This window comes from Thiofilum flexile DSM 14609 (genome assembly GCF_000380185.1).
Taxonomy (GTDB): domain Bacteria; phylum Pseudomonadota; class Gammaproteobacteria; order Thiotrichales; family Thiotrichaceae; genus Thiofilum; species Thiofilum flexile.
The window spans coordinates 62,836-84,163 of record NZ_KB904749.1; the positions used below are offsets into that span (position 1 = coordinate 62,836).

At 46.0% G+C, this 21,328-nt stretch carries 26 protein-coding genes; 14 read left to right on the forward strand and 12 right to left on the reverse strand.

The window, feature by feature from the left end:
* Positions 1–100 precede the first annotated feature (100 nt).
* Positions 101–736: an outer membrane beta-barrel protein gene (locus A3IK_RS0103270; protein ID WP_020558541.1), complete on the reverse strand. Its 636-nt coding sequence runs from the start codon at positions 734–736 to the stop codon at positions 101–103.
* A 202-nt stretch (positions 737–938) separates the two neighbouring features.
* On the opposite strand from A3IK_RS0103270, the gene A3IK_RS0103275 reads away from it, so the two are divergent.
* From A3IK_RS0103275 to A3IK_RS0103305, 7 genes are all read left to right on the forward strand, one after another.
* Positions 939–1,226, forward strand: a complete 288-nt coding sequence (locus A3IK_RS0103275; RefSeq protein ID WP_020558542.1) for a DUF3861 domain-containing protein — start codon at positions 939–941, stop codon at positions 1,224–1,226.
* 159 nt (positions 1,227–1,385) lie between these two features.
* Positions 1,386–1,988 carry a sigma-70 family RNA polymerase sigma factor gene (locus tag A3IK_RS0103280; protein WP_020558543.1) on the forward strand — a complete coding sequence of 201 codons (603 nt, stop codon included), beginning with the start codon at positions 1,386–1,388 and terminating at the stop codon, positions 1,986–1,988.
* Positions 1,978–2,301: a hypothetical protein gene (locus A3IK_RS0103285; protein ID WP_020558544.1), complete on the forward strand. Its 324-nt coding sequence runs from the start codon at positions 1,978–1,980 to the stop codon at positions 2,299–2,301. Before A3IK_RS0103280 ends, A3IK_RS0103285 begins: the two co-directional genes overlap by 11 nt.
* An 8-nt stretch (positions 2,302–2,309) precedes the next feature.
* Positions 2,310–2,762, forward strand: a complete 453-nt coding sequence (locus tag A3IK_RS0103290) for a periplasmic heavy metal sensor (RefSeq protein WP_020558545.1) — start codon at positions 2,310–2,312, stop codon at positions 2,760–2,762.
* Positions 2,763–2,855: 93 nt separating this feature from the next.
* Positions 2,856–3,656, forward strand: coding sequence for a sterol desaturase family protein (locus tag A3IK_RS18370; protein WP_020558546.1), 801 nt, complete (start codon positions 2,856–2,858; stop codon positions 3,654–3,656).
* Positions 3,657–3,725: 69 nt separating this feature from the next.
* On the forward strand, positions 3,726–4,010 hold the full coding sequence (locus A3IK_RS0103300; RefSeq protein WP_020558547.1) for an EF-hand domain-containing protein: 285 nt from the start codon (positions 3,726–3,728) through the stop codon (positions 4,008–4,010).
* 417 nt (positions 4,011–4,427) lie between these two features.
* Positions 4,428–5,129 (forward strand): Crp/Fnr family transcriptional regulator, encoded by a 702-nt coding sequence (locus A3IK_RS0103305; protein WP_020558548.1) that lies wholly within the window; start codon positions 4,428–4,430, stop codon positions 5,127–5,129.
* A 53-nt stretch (positions 5,130–5,182) separates the two neighbouring features.
* Here A3IK_RS0103305 and A3IK_RS0103310 read toward each other — a convergent pair whose 3' ends face one another.
* The gene (locus A3IK_RS0103310; protein ID WP_020558549.1) at positions 5,183–5,431 is read right to left on the reverse strand and encodes an Lrp/AsnC family transcriptional regulator; all 249 of its coding nucleotides are present in this window, start codon (positions 5,429–5,431) and stop codon (positions 5,183–5,185) included.
* Between the two features lie 173 nt (positions 5,432–5,604).
* Here A3IK_RS0103310 and A3IK_RS0103315 point away from each other — a divergent pair, with 173 nt between their 5' ends.
* Together A3IK_RS0103315 and A3IK_RS0103320 are read left to right on the forward strand one after the other, a co-directional pair.
* The gene (locus A3IK_RS0103315; protein ID WP_020558550.1) at positions 5,605–5,844 is read left to right on the forward strand and encodes a hypothetical protein; all 240 of its coding nucleotides are present in this window, start codon (positions 5,605–5,607) and stop codon (positions 5,842–5,844) included.
* A 44-nt stretch (positions 5,845–5,888) separates the two neighbouring features.
* Positions 5,889–6,686 carry an enoyl-CoA hydratase-related protein gene (locus A3IK_RS0103320; protein WP_020558551.1) on the forward strand — a complete coding sequence of 266 codons (798 nt, stop codon included), beginning with the start codon at positions 5,889–5,891 and terminating at the stop codon, positions 6,684–6,686.
* Positions 6,687–6,724: 38 nt separating this feature from the next.
* On the opposite strand, the gene A3IK_RS0103325 is transcribed toward A3IK_RS0103320, so the two are convergent.
* Both A3IK_RS0103325 and A3IK_RS0103330 read right to left on the reverse strand, forming a co-directional pair.
* Positions 6,725–7,264, reverse strand: a complete 540-nt coding sequence (locus A3IK_RS0103325) for a GNAT family N-acetyltransferase (protein WP_020558552.1) — start codon at positions 7,262–7,264, stop codon at positions 6,725–6,727.
* Between the two features lie 46 nt (positions 7,265–7,310).
* Positions 7,311–7,727: a DUF4259 domain-containing protein gene (locus A3IK_RS0103330; protein ID WP_020558553.1), complete on the reverse strand. Its 417-nt coding sequence runs from the start codon at positions 7,725–7,727 to the stop codon at positions 7,311–7,313.
* A 174-nt stretch (positions 7,728–7,901) separates the two neighbouring features.
* Between A3IK_RS0103330 and A3IK_RS18375 the strand changes: the two genes are divergently transcribed.
* The 3 genes from A3IK_RS18375 to trpA are packed head-to-tail and all read left to right on the forward strand — an operon-like array spanning position 7,902 to position 10,688.
* Positions 7,902–8,663 carry a GntR family transcriptional regulator gene (locus A3IK_RS18375; RefSeq protein WP_020558554.1) on the forward strand — a complete coding sequence of 254 codons (762 nt, stop codon included), beginning with the start codon at positions 7,902–7,904 and terminating at the stop codon, positions 8,661–8,663.
* Positions 8,660–9,907 (forward strand): tryptophan synthase subunit beta, encoded by a 1,248-nt coding sequence (gene trpB / locus A3IK_RS0103340; protein WP_020558555.1) that lies wholly within the window; start codon positions 8,660–8,662, stop codon positions 9,905–9,907. The genes A3IK_RS18375 and trpB overlap by 4 nt, the downstream gene beginning before the upstream one ends.
* A gap of 1 nt (position 9,908) precedes the next feature.
* The gene (gene trpA, locus A3IK_RS0103345) at positions 9,909–10,688 is read left to right on the forward strand and encodes a tryptophan synthase subunit alpha (protein WP_020558556.1); all 780 of its coding nucleotides are present in this window, start codon (positions 9,909–9,911) and stop codon (positions 10,686–10,688) included.
* Position 10,689: 1 nt separating this feature from the next.
* Here the strand turns inward: trpA and glpK are convergent, their stop codons facing one another.
* The 8 genes from glpK to glpD all read right to left on the reverse strand — a co-directional run bounded on the left by glpK (position 10,690) and on the right by glpD (position 19,907).
* Positions 10,690–12,186 (reverse strand): glycerol kinase GlpK, encoded by a 1,497-nt coding sequence (gene glpK / locus A3IK_RS0103350; protein ID WP_020558557.1) that lies wholly within the window; start codon positions 12,184–12,186, stop codon positions 10,690–10,692.
* Between the two features lie 252 nt (positions 12,187–12,438).
* Positions 12,439–14,151, reverse strand: a complete 1,713-nt coding sequence (locus A3IK_RS0103355) for an ABC transporter substrate-binding protein (protein WP_020558558.1) — start codon at positions 14,149–14,151, stop codon at positions 12,439–12,441.
* Positions 14,152–14,178: 27 nt separating this feature from the next.
* On the reverse strand, positions 14,179–14,457 hold the full coding sequence (locus A3IK_RS0103360; RefSeq protein WP_020558559.1) for a DUF2160 domain-containing protein: 279 nt from the start codon (positions 14,455–14,457) through the stop codon (positions 14,179–14,181).
* Between the two features lie 10 nt (positions 14,458–14,467).
* A complete protein-coding gene (locus tag A3IK_RS0103365) occupies positions 14,468–15,313 on the reverse strand; it encodes a carbohydrate ABC transporter permease (protein WP_020558560.1) in 846 nt (281 codons plus the stop codon).
* Positions 15,310–16,185, reverse strand: coding sequence for a carbohydrate ABC transporter permease (locus A3IK_RS0103370; protein ID WP_020558561.1), 876 nt, complete (start codon positions 16,183–16,185; stop codon positions 15,310–15,312). Before A3IK_RS0103370 ends, A3IK_RS0103365 begins: the two co-directional genes overlap by 4 nt.
* Positions 16,182–17,273, reverse strand: a complete 1,092-nt coding sequence (locus A3IK_RS0103375) for an ABC transporter ATP-binding protein (RefSeq protein WP_020558562.1) — start codon at positions 17,271–17,273, stop codon at positions 16,182–16,184. Before A3IK_RS0103375 ends, A3IK_RS0103370 begins: the two co-directional genes overlap by 4 nt.
* An 11-nt stretch (positions 17,274–17,284) precedes the next feature.
* A complete protein-coding gene (locus A3IK_RS0103380) occupies positions 17,285–18,373 on the reverse strand; it encodes an ABC transporter ATP-binding protein (RefSeq protein ID WP_020558563.1) in 1,089 nt (362 codons plus the stop codon).
* A 28-nt stretch (positions 18,374–18,401) separates the two neighbouring features.
* Complete coding sequence (gene glpD, locus A3IK_RS0103385) at positions 18,402–19,907, reverse strand: glycerol-3-phosphate dehydrogenase (RefSeq protein WP_020558564.1); 1,506 nt, start codon at positions 19,905–19,907, stop codon at positions 18,402–18,404.
* 178 nt (positions 19,908–20,085) lie between these two features.
* Between glpD and A3IK_RS0103390 the strand changes: the two genes are divergently transcribed.
* Together A3IK_RS0103390 and A3IK_RS0103395 are read left to right on the forward strand one after the other, a co-directional pair.
* The gene (locus A3IK_RS0103390) at positions 20,086–20,514 is read left to right on the forward strand and encodes a DUF2750 domain-containing protein (RefSeq protein ID WP_020558565.1); all 429 of its coding nucleotides are present in this window, start codon (positions 20,086–20,088) and stop codon (positions 20,512–20,514) included.
* 3 nt (positions 20,515–20,517) lie between these two features.
* Positions 20,518–21,288 (forward strand): sulfite exporter TauE/SafE family protein, encoded by a 771-nt coding sequence (locus A3IK_RS0103395; protein ID WP_020558566.1) that lies wholly within the window; start codon positions 20,518–20,520, stop codon positions 21,286–21,288.
* The last annotated feature ends 40 nt before the right edge of the window (positions 21,289–21,328 follow it).

Sequence of the window (21,328 nt, forward strand, 5' to 3'; positions counted from 1 at the left end):
GATATTGCTTAAGTAGAGATTTTAAAATCTAAAATAACCTGATATTCTGTGGAATATCCCCTACTCAGAACCATTTTATAGTTTGAGTAGGGAAAGTGATTTAGAAAGTATCGTAACGTAGATTAAGTCCCATAAGTCCTACATCTGTATTATGCTGATAATTAGCACCGACTGATAAGGCATTCGTTAAATAAGCTCGTCCACCCATGCTGAACATCAGACCATCTACATCTTCGAAAATCGTATCATCTAAATCCTCAGCTAGTTTTTTATATTCTATCTTAGCATTAAACTCTACCTTGGAATTTAGCTTATGGCGAATACCTAGTTCAGTACCATAGCCCCATTCACCTTTAGTTCTACCGATTTTGTAGTCAGTATCTAATAATAAATAGCTATAGCTTAAGGTCGCATTACCATAAATATCTGTTTTAGGAGCAATACTTTTATGTGCCCCCATTCCACCCCTTAACGTATTGAGTGATATGCTATTTACATAAGAATGACTATTCCCTTCAGTGACCATGCTTTCTACACCAAATAACATATTGAATGATGGGCTAATATCCCGTGAAACACTCCAGTCAATACCATAATCAATACCAGTATCATCATTACCTAGTAGTAATTTACCATCCATATAGTTATAGCTAGGTTTTAGGGTTAATTCTTTTGCCATACTCATCTGTGCAGATAAAAGGCCAATAGCTAATAAACCAAATAATTTTATTTTCATTATTTATGCCTGTGTGGGTTTGTTGTTTATTTGAGACAATAATAACAATTTGTTACAAATGCCCAACAAATATCAGATAAACAGAAAAAATGGTTAAGATAAGTACTGATATGCACTTTTTTTGCTTTTTAATCGGGTAATATCCTCCATTAGTCGAATGTTTAGACGGTATTTCTTCAAACAATATTCAGGAGTTATGAGGATGAAAGGTCACTTATATCAGGTCACGGTAGAGAAGCTTGCAGATAATCAAGGCAATCCGGTTAGTGCAGAAAAGCTAGTGTTTGAAGCTAGGAATCACGACGATCTAGCTACGTTGGTGAGTAAAGTAAAACAGCGCGGGCAGTTTGAAGAAGATGAGGCGACGGCTTTTATTGTTGGCCTAAAATTATTTAGTGAAGTGATGCTGCGCCATAAAGATATGGAGTTATTCAAGGATTTTGCGCCACATTTTAAGGAGTTCATGGGTAAGCTCAAATCCGGCGCTTAGGGTTTGCATCGGGATTATCCCCTCCCATTGCTATCAGAGTGCTGGTGAGTGGATAGATGTGGCTAACTGGAAAAATAAAACGAAGGTTTTCCAATCCTACTCCGTATCACTGGATATGATTGATCAAAACCTTAAGAAAACGATCTGTAAAGCCCTACTATGCCCAATGCACTAGAAGTCATCGCCAGGCTGCTGCGTAGTCGCGATGATAGATCTGAGGATAACGATGCCACACTGGTGAAAGCCGTGCTGCATGGTGAGCGCACCGCTTTCGATCAGCTAGTGATTCGCTATCATGAGCTGGCGTATGGCTTAGCTTACCGTATGGTGCAGCAGCCGGAACTGGCTGAGGATATTGTGCAGGATTGCTTTGTCAAAGTCTGGCAACAAGCCGGTCAGTGGCAACCCGAACAGGGGAAATTCAGCACCTGGTTATACCAGATTGTCCGCCACCAGTCGCTGGATGAACTGCGTAGTGCCGCTCACCGTTATAACGAACCTTTGGCTGCAGAGGACGAGCTGGCTGCACCGCAGCAAATTGAGGCTGTTTTCGAGCATCAACAACAACAAGCACAGTTTCAACAGGCACTCAGCCAGCTCAACATCGACCAACGTACCGCTATCGCACTGGTTTACCAGACAGGCCTATCCAATAAGGTGGCTGCACAGGTTATGGATTTACAGCTTAAGGCATTTGAATCTTTGCTGGGACGCGCTAAATTCCGGTTAAAACAACAGTTAGGTGAATCGAATGAAAGATAAAACTACCCCCAAAGATGCACCATTTGAACAATGGTTACAGCAGAGCTTAGCCGGTGATAAACCCTCGCCCGCGCTACAGGAAAAACTGCGGCGGATTCCTGAACAATTTCCTTCGGCTGTCAACATCGTTGGGCATAAACTCGCTGGTGAATCAGGCTGGGAGAACCGCTGGCTGTATCCGCTCTTGGCAACCGCTGCTTCGGTGGTTGGTATTCTCGCTGGTTTGCTGGATTTGCTGGCAGTAATGCCTAAACAGGATTTTTTGACCGCATTACTATACGGCACCCCTAACCTGAGTGTATTAGCACTATGAGTACTCGAATGAAACGCTTTGTTCTGATTGGCTCACTGCTGCTGAATATCTTTTTTATTATCTGGGCAGGTAGCCAGTGGCTCAAAAACCGGCTCATTTCCGATTCACTATTAGCGCACACGATGCAAACGGTGCCAGTAGTGGCACGCCCGGTGTTTCAGAGACACCTGCGTAATAACAAGGATGAACTACTGCACAATTTGCAACAACTCAGGAGCGGACGTCAGGCTATCAACCATTTATTACAACAAACCGAACTGGATAGTGCTGCACTGGATCAGGCGCTCATACAGTCCAGAGCTGATCTGAACAAAATAGTGGAGCAGTTACAGTCAGCAATGGCTGCGACCATGAAGGAACTACCCCCCGAAGCACGTCGGGAATGGTCGCAACAATGGCAGCAGGGGGATGGCCTGTTGACTCAGGCAATTGCCGTTTTGACCCGTGAGCTGGAGAAATAAAATACTAAAACAAACGGAATAAAACGAAGGGTTTCTGCCTCTGACTCGTTTCATGAGTAACAACACTTCAGTTATTCATATAGGAAACGATTCATGGAAATGCAAAACCTGCAACCATTACAATTGATCATACCCAGTGTTTTTTTGGCATTGCTGGTGCTTGAAGTTATCATCGCCCGCCGGAAACGACAGGATGTATTCATCGTCAAAGACTGTCTGAGTAATATTGGGATGATGCTCTTTTCAAATACCGTACTTAAGGTATTCACCGTCGCATGGACGGTCTGGCTAATCAGTCTCATCCAACCACTGCAGCTATTCAGCTTGGAAAAAGACCTGCTGACTTTTACATTGGCTTTTGTGGTCACCGACTTTATGTATTACTGGTATCACCGCCTGAGTCACGAATCGCCGCTGCTGTGGTCGATGCACCATACCCACCATTCCAGTCTGGCAATGAACTTCACCACGGCTGTTCGCCTCAATTGGGTTGGTAAATTCATCAGCCCGTTGTTTTTCTTACCACTGATTATTATCGGTTTCCCGGTAGAGTATGTTTTTGGCTCGCTGGTGCTGGGTTTGTTGTATCAGCTATTCCTGCATACCGAATTTCTACCACGCATGGGTTGGTTTGAGGGCAAGCTGCTTAACACCCCATCAGCACACCGCGTACATCATGGTGTTAACCCGCTCTATATTGATAAAAATTATGCGGCGGTATTTATTGTCTGGGATCGCATGTTCGGCAGTTATCAGGCTGAAACCGAAAAAGTGCAATACGGTACAACGGATGGCTTCATTGGCTATAACCCTCTCAGTATCCAGTTTGGTGCGATGATACGTTACGGGAAGCGGCGACTGGCTCGTCTTAATGGATCAACACAGTCTGCCTGACGGGTAAAACCGGTACTTTGACACATTGAATTTAATGGCTTCAACAATAAATCGACAAGGATTTTTCTTATGAAAAACAGATTATCTATTATCCTGCTCATTTTCGCTATGTTAACCACTCCGGTATGGGCTAGTGACAACAGTGCTGCTGTGCAAAACTTCCAGCAGGCGGATGTTAATGGCGACAAGGCTCTCAATCAAAAGGAATTCAGGACGTTTATCGATCTGAATGCAGAAGACAATATCGGACGTGCCAATATGGTTAAATCGCGCAAACTTTATTCCATGGCATTCGGGCGGCTTGATAAAAATAAGGATGGCAAGCTCACAGCAAACGAGCTAGGGCAAAGGTAGAGGGTGATGACGCAACTCATAAACTCATCTGCCGCAGATAAGGCTCATCGGTTATCTATTTAACAAAAAATCCCGCCAGATCTACACACGCTATTTTATCGGTCTTGGCGGTAATCCGACCTATAATCACCTCTGCAGGTGGCTTATACCTTATCTGAATATGGGTTACGATGCTGCCATTGATACGCGGTTAAATGCGATATTTTCAAACAAGGATCATATGTCAGCCTCAACTAGCCGCTAAAGACCACGACGCAGATGCTGAGGCGGCTTTGAGGCGTTTGCTATCATCTAAAGCCCACTAGTTGCAGTAGAGTTCGCACCGCTCAACAAATGGGTACTACGCTTAGGTTGCTTGCCTTAAGCACTAAGGCAGCATAGTCTTGTGAGCATAACGACGATGATAACGAGGTTCCCATGTCGAGCATTAAAGGTAAGGGGCACTGTCGCTCTTGTGCTATTCGGCAGATGAGTATTTTTGCTCAATTACCAGAGGCTGCTTTAGTAGAGATTCAACACTTTCAACCTTCTATTATACATTTCTCTGCGAATGAAACGGTTTACCATCAAGGCGAAGCCGCCAGTTGTGCCTATACTTTGCGTCAGGGTTTAGTGCGTTTAGTAAAAACGCTCCCCAATGGGCGTACTCAGATTGTGCGCTTAATTCGCGCGGGGGATAGTTTTGGATTTGATGGTTTTATTGGTGAGCCTTATAACCATAGTGCGATTCCTTTGTGTGAAATCGAAGTTTGCCGTTTACCATTAGCCGAATTATTAGCATTAAAGCGCCAGCATCCTGAAATCGAAAACGCCATGATGAAGCGTTGGATTCAGCACTTACGTGAAGCTGAGGATATGATGCTAGAGTTAGGCGCTAAAAAAGCTTCAGAACGCCTAGCCTCATTTCTGATTCGCTGGTGTGAGCCGGTAGGTTTGAATGGTTGGATTGAGTTACCTTTATCACGCAGTGAAATAGGCGAGCTATTAGGTTTAACCATTGAAACGGTCAGTCGATTTATTTCGGATTGGAAACGTCAAGGCTGGATTGAAGAGCGGCAAGGGCGAATTCACCTGCTGGATACTAAGCAGCTACAAGCATTGGCTTGTGTGGATGATTAGGCTTTAAAAGCTGGGTTTTAAACACAGCTTATCCCAGCACTGCTAGAGGAGGGCTAAAAGGCTTTAAAGGTCAGCGTAGTCAAAGAGCGTTCAATATACTCAATATCTAAAATATGGGTATTGATGAACTTGCCAATATCTTCTTCATGGGGTACATACAGCTTAATCAATAAATCCCATTCACCACTGGTCGAATACAGTTCAGAAACTATTTCACGCTCATAAATATGGTCAGCCACTTCATATGCTTTGCCGGGTTTGCAACGCAATTGCACAAATACGCAAGTCATTAAATCATGCACGGCAGTGATCCTTTGAATCCTAAAGCTGCAATGTAGCAGGATTCTAGTAGAGCGTCACCTGCTGGAGCCTTTGATGTGAGGGGTTTTATAAGCAGCAGGTTGCTATCTTTTAAAGGTTCTATTATGGTGCTTAGACTATAATAGTTTTATTTTATTCAAGGTGGAGTGCTGTGATGATTACGTTAAAAAATAAAGATACCCAAGAGATCATTGGTACCTTAACCCCTGCTCAGCTACAGTTCTTAATGGATCGTTTAGAAGAAGAAAGCCCAGAGGATCATGATTACTGGCTCAACCGTGCTGAGTTAGAGATTTTAGCAGAAGAGGGCGCCGATGCAGGTTTAGTTGAGCTACTAAGTAAGGCTATGGGAGCTGGGGATGAAGTAGAAGTTGAGTGGGATATTAGTGCTTAGTTACACTTCACTACTCAATGTTGAGAATCGCTAGAGAGAAATGTATGTCGAGTTGGCAAACTTTAACAGTTACTGAGCGTGCTGCTGGGGTGACTCAGGTTACTATGGCTCGCCCCGCCGTTTTTAATGCGTTTGATGAGCAAATGATTGCTGAGCTTAAGGCGGTATTTGCCGAACTCATCGCCGATGAGCGTGTGCGTGTCATCGTCTTGGCGGGTGAGGGTAAGCATTTTAGCGCCGGAGCCGATTTACAGTGGATGCGCCGCGCGAGTGCGGCTTCACAGGAATGGAATTTAGAGGATGCACGGCGCTTAGCTCAAATGTTGCATATGATTGAGTCTTGCCCGAAACCGACGATTGCCCGTATTAACGGTGCAGCATTAGGTGGTGGAGTCGGTTTAGTGTGTGCCTGTGATATTGCCATCGCGGCAGATAATGCGACCTTTACCTTGAGCGAGGCTAAGTTTGGTATTGTGCCTGCGGTGATTAGTCCCTATGTGATTAATGCCATAGGACAGCGCCATGCTAAACGTTTAGCCTTAACCACTAGACGCATTGGCGCACAAGAGGCTTTAGCCTTAGGTTTAGTACATCAAGTAGTCAATAGTGATGCCCTAGATGCAACGATTGATGGGGTGATTGCGGATGTATTGTTAGGCAGTCCTAATGCACACAAGGAAATTAAATGGTTGTTTAATCAACTAAGTCCGAGTGAAATTACGCCTGAAGTACGTGAACTCACTGCACAAACGATCAGCCGCGTGCGAGGTACAGAGGAAGCACGCGAAGGGGTGGCAGCCTTTTTAGCGAAACGTCCAGCGGTTTGGGCTAAACCGAGTTAGCCCGCCTATTAGTTTTTTAAGCGAATAGTGGAATCCGTTTATTGTAGGCTTTCACTATCGCTATTAGTGATAGGTAAACGTTTAAAATAATACACAGTTGGATGTAAGCGCCCATTGGGTGTAATAGCATAGTCAGGTATTACGCCTGCCTTTTCCCAACCTAGGCGTGGATAAATCAATTCGGCAGTTGAGCCTTGTTCTGTATCAAGGACTAATAGGCGTAGGCCAAGATTTTTAGCATAGTGTTCTGCGGCCTCTAGGAGCTGTTTACCAATACCCTGTTGGCGAGCACTACTCAATACCATCAGTTTTTGCAATTCTGCACGGTGACGCCCATTATCTTTAGTACACACGTTTAATTGTACCGAGCCTACTATTTGTCCTTCTGTTTTAGCTATCCAAAGATATAAACTATCCTCTAAGGCTTTAGAGACCTGTGACCAATAATGATGGGTGGTATCGTTAGATAAGGGGATAATAAAGCCAATCGATGCCCCATTATTAACACAATCATGTAGTAAAGCATTTAACCCTTCTAGGGTATTTCCATCTATAGTGGTTAATTGGCAAATTTGCATGGTTATTACCTGAGTTAAGCTATTACAGTCAATTTTAGCACTCGTTTTAAGTAGAGCTAAGGGCTGCCTGTAGGGTATTTATGGAGTTTACCCATTCATTATAATCATCTGTTTCGCCCCATAGTTCTTGCAGCTCAGAGTTTTCAGTCATAATGCGGGTGAGAGCCTGTTGTGCTTTTTTGAGCAATGTCTCACTAGGTTGGATGTGAATAGATTGAACCCAAGCATCAATTTTGGAGGTATAGCCATCGGTTTGAGTCCCTTTACCTAATAGTTTGGCTAGCACTTCAGCTGCTGCTACCGCATGAGAGCCTTCGTAAGAGTCCAGATAATCATCAGTACCTAGATCTAGTACCTCATCAAAGGCCTGCTCAATGAGGGATAAATCGTGTGTGTTTTCCAGATCATAAGCCCAGTCGCAAGCCGTATCATTGCCAAAAGGTTCGTGTGACCATGCTCCCATTGAATTATCTCCTGAGTTATTGAAGTGAGAAGTATTGAATATTTCGTTAGTTTATCATCCTGTCATTGATAGAGGCAGAGGGTTTTCAGTTGGCTACGAATAGTCCTAAGTTGTCTTGACAACTATACAGCTATCAATCTATGCTAGGCCTATCCTATATAGTACAGGCCGGACATGTCGCTTAATACCCGCTCACCGATTCCTCTTTATCAGCAACTGGCGGAGCGTATCCGGCAGGATGTGGCGGCGTCTGTGTATGCGGTAGATACGAAAATTCCTTCGGAGCACGAACTCGCTAGCTACTACGGCATCGGGCGTCCCACGGTGCGACAGGCAACGGATCTTTTAGTGCGTGAAGGCTTATTACAGCGGCGACGGGGTTCGGGTACTTATGTTTTGCCACCCGTGCAGCAGCTTGATTTGTTCTCACTAGCGGGAACCAGTGCCGCATTAGCCGGTAGTCAGGCTCGTATTACTTTGCTACAGCCTCCGCGTTTACTGGCGCTAGATGAACCCCATCCTGTGATTTTTACCGGACGCAGAGCCTATTACTTTCAGCGCCTTAGCAGTTTGGCGGCTGAGCCGGTACTACTCGAAACCTTTTACCTTGATGCTGAGCTGTTTTATGGGCTAGAGCAGCATAATCTGGAGGGGGATTCATTAGCGCGTCTAGTGCGTGAAACGTATTACCTTGAAGCCAGTGAAGCAGAGCAGTCCTTTAGCATTATCTATCCAGAGCCAAGCATCGGGATACTATTAAAAACCAATCGTCACACCCCTCTGCTACAGGTAGGACGTACCCTGCACTTTGGCAGCCATCGGGCCGCAATTTATTGTGACATCCATTGCCGTACTGACCGATTCCATTTTTCTCAAACCATTCACCTACCCGCCACAGCGGGTTGGATACGCCCTGCACAAGGAACCACAGCATGAAACACAGCGGTTATCACACCCAGTTCGGGGGAGCCTTTATTCCAGAGATTCTGGTTCCCACCTTTGAACAACTGGAAGCAGCCTATCTGGAAGCGAAAGCCGATCCAGCCTTTTGGGCGGAATATAAGGCTTTGATGAGTAGCTATTCCTGCCGTCCGACCCCGATTACGTTTGCCGAAAACCTGACGCGCCATTTTGGTGGGGCACAGATTTATATCAAGCGTGAAGATCTCAATCATACCGGAGCGCATAAGGCTAATAATGTCATGGGGCAGGGGCTATTGACGCGGCGTATGGGTAAAAAGCGTGTGATCGCTGAAACCGGAGCCGGTCAGCATGGTGTGGCGACAGCAACTATGGCGGCTCGTTTTGGTTTTGAATGTACTATCTACATGGGAGCGGTAGATGTAGCGCGTCAGCGTCCTAATGTATTCTGGATGGAACAAATGGGGGCGACGGTAATTCCGGTCGAGGATGGTAGCCGAACCCTGAAGGATGCCATTAATGAAGCCTTCCGCGATTGGGTAACTAATATGGATGATACCCACTATGTACTCGGTACAGCTTGTGGCCCTTATCCCTTCCCTGACATGGTGACTTGGTTTCAGTCCATTATTGGGCAGGAGGCACGGCAACAGATGTTAGAGCGCGTCGGACGTTTACCCGATCGTGCCTATGCGTGTGTTGGGGGGGGGTCTAATGCGATGGGGCTATTCAGTGGTTTTCTAAATGATAAAGAGGTAGAGCTAGTCGGAGTCGAAGCCGGAGGTCGAGGCCGTGGCACGGGCGAGCATGCGGCAAGGCTTGCCTATGACGATGCTAGCATTGGTGTGGCTCAAGGCTATAAGACCTATTTCCTGCAAGATCGAGATGGTCAAATGCAAGATACTCACAGCGTTTCTGCTGGACTAGATTATGTGGGAGTATCGCCTATTCTAGCAAGCCTTCATGAAACCGGACGAGTACGCTTTGAAGCCGCCACCGATGATGAAGTGATCAAAGCCATGCAGCTAACCGTGCGTAAGGAAGGATTGATTCCAGCACTGGAATCCTCACATGCGTTTGCACAGGCCTTCAAAGAAGCACCTGATCTGAGTCCGAACGATATTATTCTCATCAATCAATCTGGACGTGCTGATAAAGATATTTTCACCGTAGCCGATGCCATTGATGATCCGAAATGGAAGGAATTCATTATCCGTAAGGCTGCACAATACCAGTCCGGCGCACAGGGAGGACATTGAAATGACTGACCAATTACAACACTACATTCAAGCGCGTCGTCAACAAAAAGACTTGCTGCTCATGACCCATATTGTGTTGGGCTATCCGGATTTTGATACTTCTCTGCGTGTCGTGGAGGCTATGGTCGAGGCCGGTGTGGATTTGATGGAGCTACAGATTCCATTTTCCGAGCCTATGGCCGATGGGCCGGTGATTTTGCGTGCTAATGCCGAAGCGCTAAAGACGGGTGCTACAGTAGATCGCTGTCTGGAATTGTCCGAGCAAATCACGCAGCGCTTTGATATTCCTTTTCTATTTATGACCTATTACAACATCCTATTCCGGCGTGGAGTGGCTGATTTTGTGGGGCAGATGAAACAGATTGGGATGCAGGGGGCGATTATTCCCGATCTACCACCCGAGGAAGGGGCGGATTATTTAGCTGCCATGCGCTCGTGTGAACTGGCACCGATTCATATTTTTACCCCTAATACTAGCAGTGAGCGCATGCAACACTTAAGTGATTGCAGTGCTGGTTTTATTTATACCGTGGCACGTAAAGGCGTGACGGGTAAGGATACTGCCTTTTCCAGCGAGTTAGGCGACTATTTGGCGCGTTGTCGAGCCGCTACCAATTTGCCACTGGCGTTGGGCTTTGGTGTCACTTCACGCGCTGATTTCGAGTTTATTCGCGGCAAGGCGGATATTGCCGTGATTGGCTCGGAAACTATCCGAGTGATGGAGCGTGACGGTGTTGCCGCAGTGAAGCCGTTTATTCAAGGTATTCTGAGCGGGGGCTGATTTAGCTAGGGGTTAAGGTGCGCCTAACGGCTTCTTTCCAACCCGCATATTTTGTTTGTCGCACCTCATCACTCATGTGTGGCTCAAAGCGTTGATCTAGCGCCCATTGAGCTGCAAAGGTGTCAGGATCGGGGCAAATCCCTTGTTGATAGCCCGCAAGCCATGCAGCACCCATCGCGGTCGTTTCCAGCACTTGGGGGCGATCGACAGGGCTATTTAAAATATCGGCTAAAAATTGCATAGTCCAATTCGAGGCTGTCATACCGCCATCTACCCGTAAGACCGTTTTGGTGGCTTGTAGTAGAGTGCTATCGGCTTGCATTGCTTCTAGTAAATCACGGGTTTGATACCCAATACTCTCCAAGGTCGCTCGTGCTAGTTCCGCAGCTCCGGTATTACGGGTTAAACCATACAATGCGCCTCGTGCTTGCGCATCCCAATAAGGTGCTCCTAAGCCGACAAAGGCGGGGACTAAATAGATTTGTTGGTGTGGATCGGCTTGTTCGGCTAAGGCTTGCGTATCATGAGCGTGCTGAATCACTTTTAAGCCATCGCGTAACCACTGCACCGCAGCACCGGCTACAAAAATCGAGCCTTCCAGAGCATAGGTCGCTTTACCGTTGAGTTGATAGGCGAGGGTGGTGAGTAGTTTATTTTGCGACAGTACCGCATGCTCTCCAGTATTAAGGAGAGCAAAGCAACCGGTGCCATAGGTCGATTTCATCATGCCCGCTTTAAAACAGGCTTGACCCACTACGGCCGCATGCTGATCACCCGCAACCCCAGAAATAGGAATGGCGGCTCCTAGTAACTGCGCATCAGTAGTACCAAAATCTGCTGCACTATCTTTCACTTCAGGCAGTAATGAACGGGGTATATCTAAGAGTTCTAAGAGTTCATCATCCCACTGATGGGTATGGATATTATACAGTAAGGTACGGCTCGCATTCGTTGCATCGGTCGCATGGACTTTTCCGCCGGTTAAATGCCAAATCAGCCACGTATCAATCGTGCCCATCGCTAATTGGCCTTTCTCGGCTTTAGCTCGTGCGCCAGTGACATGATTTAAAATCCAGCGTATTTCAGTACCACTAAAATAGGGGTCAGCAAGTAAGCCGGTTTTTTCCCGTATTAAGGTTTCAGCACCAGAGTCTTTAAGGGTTTGACAATAATCAGCTGTACGCCGGTCTTGCCAGACTATGGCATTATAAATGGCTTTGCCAGTGCTTCTATCCCACACCACCACGGTTTCACGTTGATTCGTAATGCCAATGCTAGCGACTTGTTGTAGGGTAATGTGTGCATTAGCGAGGGCTTGTTTAAAGGTACCCAGCGTGCTGTGTAGTAAATCATTAGGATCATGTTCGACCCAACCCGACTGTGGAAAGTGTTGGGGAAATTCCTGTTGCGCCAAGGCGATCACGTGGAGGTTTTCATTAAAGACAATACTGCGACTAGAGGTCGTACCTTGATCAATAGCAACAATATACTGAGACATGAATCAACTCCCCTAACTAAAAACAATCCAGCTCAACCTTAGTATAATCACTAAGGCTGAGTATTAAGATTTGAGCGAACGTAATCAGATATTTCTTCCGCAGTCGCTGTAAAAAAATCGTCAGGAACGATTTTTCACGCCAGCTTGAGAGGCGCATGGACGCGCCGAATAATACATCCTTGTACGCTACAAGGCGGCATCCTTGCCGCCAAGACTGCTCCAGAAATACCTGATTACTTTTGAGTATCTACTTTAGCTCTTTTTCCATGATTTAATGAGTTCATCGTAATCAATGGTTTCAGGTTTAGGCTTTTCATTATCTAACTTTTTGCGTGGGGCATGATCGTCAGATAGCCATTCATTCGGGTCTTTAGGCTCATTTAATTTTGGTCCTAAATCACCTTGTACACCACTGCGTTCTAACCGTTCGAGTACCTTTTCTTGTGCTTCGCATAAAGCATCCAAAGCGGCTTGAGGTGTTTTTTCACCGGAGGAGGCATCACCGATATTTTGCCACCATAGTTGAGCCAGTTTAGGATAGTCTGGCACATTTGTACCTGTTGGCGACCATCTTACTCGATCCGGTGAGCGATAAAATTCGACTAACCCACCTAATTTAGGAGCGCGTTCGGTAAAGCTTTCATGGTTGACCGTGGACTCACGAATAAAGGTTAAACCGACATGCGATTTTTTCACATCTACGGTTTTAGAGGTGACGAACTGAGCATAGAGCCAAGCGGCTTTGGCGCGTTCTGGTGGGGTGGATTTCATGAGAGTCCACGATCCCGCATCTTGATAGCCTACCTTCATACCATTTTGCCAATAGGCTCCATGCGGAGAGGGGGCCATGCGCCATTTTGGAGTGCCGTCTGTGTTCATGACGGGTAAGCCCTCTTTGACCATATCGGCGGTAAAGGCGGTATACCAGAACATTTGTTGCGCCACTTCACCTTGAGCCGGAACAGGGCCTGCTTCGGAGAACACCATACCCGCTGCTGCTGGTGGAGCATATTTTTTGAGCCAGTCTACATATTTAGTGACCGCATACACTGCCGCCGCATCATTAGTCGCACCACCACGAGCCACACAAGAACCGACAGGTTGGGATTTATCATTGACCCGAATGCCCCACTCATCCACGGGCAGACCATTAGGCTCACCTTTATCACCCATCCCCGCCATAGACATCCACGCATCGGTAAAACGCCAACCGAGTGAAGGGTCTTTTTTACCATAGTCCATATGCCCATAGACTTTTTTGCCGTCCTGCTCGCGTCCGGTAAAGAACTCGGCAATATCCTCATAGGCTGACCAGTTCACCGGCACACCGAGGTCATAACCATATTTAGCTTTAAAGTCTTCCTTATTTTTCGGATTAGAGAACCAGTCATAACGGAACCAATAGAGATTGGCAAATTGCTGATCGGGCAATTGATACAGCTTTTTATCTGGCCCTGTCGTGAAACTAGCGCCAATAAAATCCGCAATATCTAAATTAGGATTAGTAACATCCTTACCTTCACCCGTCATCCAATCACTTAGATTACGTACTTGTTGATAACGCCAATGTGTACCAATTAAGTCAGAGTCATTAATAAAGGCATCATAAATATTCTTGCCAGACTGCATTTGGGTTTGCAGTTTTTCGACCACATCCCCCTCGCCAATTAAATCATGAGTTAATTTAATGCCCGTGATTTCAGTGAAGGCTTTGGCTAGGGTTTTAGCTTCATATTCATGAGTAGTGATGGTCTCGGATACTACATTAATCTGCATATCCTTAAACGGTTCAGCGGCTTTAATAAACCACTCCATTTCTTTGACTTGATCCTCTTTTGATAATGCAGAGGGTTGAAATTCACTATCAATCCATTTTTTAGCGGCTTCTATATCGGCAACAGCCAGCGAACCATAACTAAGCATGAGTGCTGTAGTCACCGTAAAACTTAAACGTTTCAGTTTCATATCGTCCTCCTCCTAGATGAATCAAATTTATACCCAGCGAAATACTGCTAAGGCATAAATGACACAAACAACTAAAGCCCACCATAAGGGTGAACCTATCGCAGCAAGCCATCCCAAGCAAATAAAGGCACTGCCTAAGAGCGAAATAAATAATCGATCGCCTGGGGTTGTTTCAATGCCTAATATTCCTCTCCTCGGTGCTTGAGGGGCTTTAATACTCCAAATCGTCATTAATATCAGGGCTAATAAAATCAGGCTAAAAAACAAGGCAGTTTGCCAAGTCCACGCCATCCAACTTAAATCCATCGCGACCTCCTTATACCCGACCCAGAGCAAAGCCCTTGGCGATATAATTACGCACAAACCAAATCACCAAGGCCCCCGGAATAATCGTGAGTACTCCAGCAGCAGCGAGTACCCCCCAATCCATACCGGAGGCAGATACGGTACGGGTCATAGTCGCTGCAATTGGTTTAGCCGCGACGGACGTTAAAGTGCGGGCGAGTAATAACTCCACCCATGAAAACATAAAACAGAAAAAGGCCGTAACACCGATACCGGAGGCAATTAAGGGCATAAAAATACGGGTAAAAAAGCGTGTAAAACTATAGCCATCAATATAAGCAGTCTCATCAATCTCTTTCGGTACACCGGACATAAAACCTTCTAAAATCCATACCGCGAGTGGCACATTAAATAAACAATGGGCTAAGGCCACTCCAATATGTGTATCAAATAAACCCACCGAGCTATATAGCTGAAAAAAGGGCAAAGCAAATACCGCAGGGGGAGCCATGCGATTGGTGAGTAACCAGAAAAAGAGATGTTTATCCCCTAGAAAACGATAGCGCGAAAAGGCATAGGCTGCGGGTAACGCTACAGTAATCGAAATCACGGTATTTAAGACTACATAGGTAATAGAGTTAATATAGCCGGAATACCACGAGGGATCGGTAAAGATTTTAATATAGTTATCTAGGGTTAAATGCTGAGGCCATAGGCTAAAGGTTGATAGTATCTCTTCATTGGTTTTAAGGCTCATATTAATCAGCCAATAAATCGGTAAGAGTAAAAACACTAAATATACCGTCATGACTATACCTTGACGGCTAAAGCGTGATTTTTTAATAGGAGCAATACTCGATGTGGCTACCGTACTCATGATTTTTGCCCCTGTTTATCGAGGTGGGTCATGACGGTGTAAAAGACCCAACTGAGTAGCAAAATAATCAAGAAGTAGATAATGGAAAACGCCGCCGCAGGCCCTAAATCAAATTGCCCAATCGCCATTTTGACTAAATCAATGGAAAGGAAAGTGGTAGCATTTCCGGGGCCGCCACCGGTGACAACAAAGGGTTCGGTATAGATCATAAAGCTATCCATAAAGCGCAATAGCACCGCAATTAACAGTACTCCACGCATTTTAGGGAGCTGAATATAGCGAAAAATGGCCCAAGTACTCGCACCATCAATACGTGCGGCTTGGTAATAAGCTTCTGGTATGGATTGCAGTCCGGCATAACATAATAAGGCCACCAGTGAGGTCCAATGCCATACATCCATCACCACGACCGTGATCCATGCATCGGCAATATTCTGGGTATAGTTATAATCAATACCGAGTGCTTTCATGCTGGCACCGAGTAAACCAATATCGACCCGTCCAAAGATTTGCCAAATGGTGCCCACCACATTCCAAGGAATTAATAGAGGTAAAGACATTAAAACTAAACACACCGGAACCGCCCAGCCTTTTTTGGGCATATTCATGGCAATAAAAATACCGAGCGGAATTTCAATTGCTAAAATCACCGCACTGAAAATAAATTGCCGAATGAGGGCATCATGAAAACGCTCGGAATTAACAATCTCTTCAAACCACTGTAATCCGGCCCAGAAAAATTGATTATTACCAAAGGTATCTTGCACCGAGTAATTGACCACCGTCATGAGTGGAATCACCGCACTAAAAGCCACTAGTAATACGACGGGGAGTACCATCCACCACGCTTTATTATTCCAAGTCTTATTCATAGGGTGTCCTCCGCTGTGATTAACCAATCGTTGGCATACAGATGAATATGAGCCGCATCAAAACTTAAATAGGTGTATTCAGGGCTAACAGCCACCTGATCCGGCACAATCACATTGATGATTAAATCTTGAAACGCGGTACGTACTATTTTATGGCGTCCAATATCTTCAATACGTTGAATCGTGACAGGGATACTATTAAAAGTGGGTTCACGGTGTAGACTGAGAAACTCAGGGCGGATACCCAAGGCTAAGGATGTATTAGGCGCTGGGGTATAACTTTGCGGTAGATACAGCGTTTGATCATGAAAAGAGACTTGGCGGCCAGCGACTTGTACGGGTAATACATTCATGCCGGGGCTACCAATGAAGTAGCCTACGAAAGTATGAGCAGGGCGTTCAAATAAGGCTTGGGGGGTGCCCATTTGCACCACATAGCCGTCATACATCACCACGACTTGATCGGCAAAGGTTAAGGCTTCGGTTTGATCATGAGTGACATAGATCATGGTGCGCTGGCTTTTTTGATGCAACGCTTTGAGTTGCATCCGTAATAACCACTTTAAATGGGGATCAATCACCGTCAGCGGTTCATCAAATAAAATAGCGGCGACATCTTGCCGAATCAGGCCACGTCCTAGGGATATTTTTTGTTTAGCATCGGCGGTTAAACCTTGCGCTTTTTTCTTTAAATCACCGCTCATTTCGAGTAGTTGGGCGATTTCTTGTACGCGCGTTTTAATCGTTGCTTCATCCACTTTGCGATTGCGTAGTGGAAAGGCCAGATTGTCATAGACCGTCATGGTGTCGTAGACCACGGGAAATTGGAATACTTGGGCAATTTGGCGTTGTTCGGTTGGTAGCTGGGTGACGTCTTGCCCGTCAAATAAGACTTGGCCTTGGCTTGGATGTAATAGACCAGAAATAATATTGAGTAAGGTTGATTTGCCACAGCCCGAAGAACCCAATAGGGCATAGGCTTTGCCATCTTCCCAAGTCAGGTCAATTTGCTTTAAGGCATAGTCACTGGGTGCTTGAGGATGAGGTAGGTAACTATGTGCCAGTTGTTTGAGATAAATTTCAGCCATCTAGACTACCTTTAGGCTGCTTGAGCCAGTGAAGGGGGAGACATCCACTTACCTTGCTCATTAAAGCAATACACTTGTTCGGGGGCGACATAGAGTGTTATGGCACTGCCTAAGGGGAAATCATGTATGCCACCCACCAGAGCGACCCAACGCTCCTCTTCGTGTTTGAGGTGAATAAAGCTTTCGGAGCCAGAGAGTTCTACAACCGTGACTTGGGTATGAAAAGCAAGATCATGGGGGCTACTCGGTTGCAGAGTGAAATGATGCGGTCTAAAGCCTAAGGTATAGGGGGCATCGGGTAGTGTTTGTAGCGCAAGGGGGCAAGCGAGTACTTGACCTTTTAGTGTTTTAAGCAGCTGATTTTGTTTGGTTACAGACAGGGTATTGAGCGGAGGATCAGAAAAGACCTGTGCGGTGGTGAGGGTTTGCGGATAACGATAGACCTCTAAGGTATTACCCATTTGAGTCACCTGACCTTGATGTAGGGTGATGGTATTCCCCCCTAGTAATAATGCCTCGGTAGGTTCAGTGGTGGTATAGACAAATACGGCACCGGAAGCGGTAAAAATACGTGGTAATTCAACCCGTAATTCCTCACGCAGTTTATAGTCTAGATTGGCTAAGGGTTCATCAAGTAATACTAAGTCGGCCTCTTTGACTAAGGCACGTGCTAAAGCACAGCGCTGTTGTTGCCCACCGGATAATTCTAGCGGCCTACGCTTTAGCATAGGGGTGAGTTTGAGCAATTCGGCGGCTTCATGTACTTTGGCTTGAATGGTTTTTTTAGGTAGACCCCGAATTTTGAGAGGAGAAGCAATATTCTCGTAGACGCTTAAGGAGGGATAGTTAATAAACTGCTGATAAACCATCGCGACATTACGTTCTTGTACGGGTTTAGCGGTGACATCCTGTCCTTGCCACAGTATGCGCCCCGTGGTCGGTTTATCTAAACCCGCCATTAAACGCATGAGGCTAGTCTTACCGGCTAGGGTCGCGCCTAACAGCACATTCAAACTACCCGCTGCTAAGGTAAGGGTGGTGGGATGAATATGAGTATCCCGTCCAACGACTTTGGAAACGTGATCCACGGTCAAGCTCATGTTGTCTCCTCCTGCAATGTGTCGCTATTTAAAGGTTAGCAAACCACTCCATGAAATAGTTACGCTCATCCAGAGTCATATGCAAGCCTAATTTAGTGCGTCGCCATAAAATCGCCTCGCTACTGCTTGCCCATTCCTCTTCACACAGGAAATAGACTTCGCGTTCGGTGAGGGTTGCGCCAAAGTATTGACCCATGTCACTTAATTGTTGGGCATTTGCCAGCATATCCCACGCTCGCGTCCCATAACGTCGGATTAAACTCTGCGCCCACGCCGGCGTTAAAAACGTATAGTCTTGCTGTAAACGGCTAAGCAGTTGAGGTAATGCAGTGATGGCAAAATTACCTCCTGCTAAGGGGGCGGCATACGTCCAAGGGGCGGTTTGCTGTGGGTAATAGGGCTGTAATTTGTGCAGAGCATCTTCAGCTAAGCGTCGATAGGTAGTGATCTTGCCGCCAAATACATTAAGCAAAGGAGTCTTCCCGTTCTCATCACTGACCGCTAAGACATAGTCGCGGGTGGCTTCTTGTGCGGCACTCGCCCCATCATCGTACAACGGGCGGACACCCGCATAAGTCCAAACTACTTGAGCGGGGGTAATAGGGTTTTTGAAATACTCACTCGCGGCCTTACAAAGATAATCAATTTCTTCTGGTGTAATTGCTATATGGCCTAAACCTGTAGTGTGATCGCAGTCTGTAGTACCTATGAGAGTAAAATTCTGTTCATAGGGAATAGCAAAAATAATGCGCCCATCCCCATTTTGGAAAATATAGGCTCGATCATGTTCATATACTTTAGGCACGACAATGTGACTACCCCGCACGAGTCGGACATGGTGTTGTGCGGTGGGTAGTAGTGCCGTTTGATGTAAGAACTGATCAACCCAAGGGCCTGCAGCATTAACCAAGCCTTTAGCCTGAATCAAGGTAGGTGCATTTTGTCGTGCTGTGCTGAGGGTAATATCCCAATGTTCTGCTTGGCGCTGGGCATGAGTGCATTGGGTTTGGGTTAAAATCGTAGCACCGCGTTGTTGTGCATCTAGGGCATTTAAGACCACAAGACGAGCATCATCCACCCAACAGTCAGAGTACTCAAAGCCTTTGCTATAGCCGGAGGCTAACGGTTTGCCAGTAATATCAGTGGTTAAATCAATGGTTTTAGTAGCAGGTAAGAGCTTACGCCCTCCTAGATGGTCATACATCAATAACCCTAAGCGGATCATCCATTGGGGACGTAGTTCGGTATTATGAGGCAAGATAAAGCGTAAAGGCCAAATAATATGTGGGGCGTTTTTAAGCAGAACCTCACGCTCGGATAAGGCTTCCCGCACTAAACGAAATTCGTAATGCTCTAAATAGCGCAAACCTCCATGGATCAGCTTAGTGCTTGCTGAAGAGGTTCCTTGTGCTAAATCGCCTTGCTCAATCAAGACGACTTTCAGCCCTCGCCCCGCCGCATCACGCGCAATACCACAGCCATTAATACCGCCACCGATAATGGCTAAGTCATACTGGTTTGGACGATTAGACATACTACACCACATACAAACTGTTTATGTAATGAAAATAGTATCGGTGTTTATGGGGGTTTAAGCAAATCTAGCCTCTATGGGCGTGGTTGTTAAGGCATTATTTTGTATAACCCTATTGGAGTCAGTACCTAAAACCCCCCATAATCCTCCTAGGCATGAAGCCATCAAGGGGAGGGTCGTGAGAACACCTCCTGACATTGCTAATTACGAGCGGGTGAGCATTTTTATGAAAGAGAAAGATACTGAAGTCGATTTTGAGGCTGCCTATGATGCTTTCATCGTAGACGTTAAGCAAAACGGACAAGTGTGGGGCTTAAATTCGGAGGATGGCTGGGCGACCTGTCCCTCTGCATTTTTTGAGGAAACGGATGTTATTCCCTTCTGGTCAACAGAAGCCGCCGCACGTGGGCATTGTAGCGAGGAATGGAGTGGCTATCAGCCAGAGGCAATTAGTTTAGAAGAGTTTGTCACCGATTGGCTGCCGGGTATGCATGAGGATGATTTGCTCATTGGCCCGAATTGGGATGAGGAGCTGGAAGGATTGGAGATTGAGCCTCAAGATCTCGCCGCCGAATTGGGTCAAGGTCTAGAGGATCAGCAGGAGTAATATATGTTAGCAGTGGATGGGTGGGGACTAGTAGCTATTGGGATAGCGGGTATTCTGGCGGGGCTGATTAATGCGCTAGCTGGCGGTGGTACATTGGTGACGTTTCCGACTTTAGTAGCACTTGGTATTCCCCCCATCGCTGCGAATGTAACCAGTACGGTGGCCTTATGTCCGGGGTATTTAGGGGCAACGCTGGCACAATGGAAGGAGATTAGGGCACAACAGCATTATTGGCCTTGGGTTTTACCCATAGCCGTTTTCGGTGGTTTGGTAGGCGCGTTATTATTATTACAAACTGATGAAAAGGTATTTAGTAGTTTAGTCCCTTGGCTCATTCTATTGGCCTCTATCTTATTAGCCTTACAAAATCCATTACGCAATTGGCTAAAGCAGCGGCTACAAAATCCGGCTCATGCCCATTTACCCGTGTGGTGGGTAGTCCCCTTAGTGTGTTTAGGCGCTATTTATGGTGGCTATTTTGGTGCGGGGTTGAGCGTCATTATTTTAGCGGTATTAGCCTTGGTATTAGAAGGAACCTTGACAGAGCTAAATGCGCTTAAACAAGCGGTCGCGTTTTGTGTCAATGTGGCTGCCGCCGTATTCTTTTTATTTTCTGGTGAAGTGGTTTGGTTAGCGGCGGGGATAATGGCAATCGGCGCTTTAATCGGTGGTATGTTGGGTGGCAAATTAGCAGGCTTTATTAATCCGAATCATTTACGAACCTTAGTTGTTACCTTGGGTATTACGATTGCATTAGTGTATTGGTTTAAGTAGCCTTTTTATGTTGTTGTCATGATTTTTCCAAAAGACAATC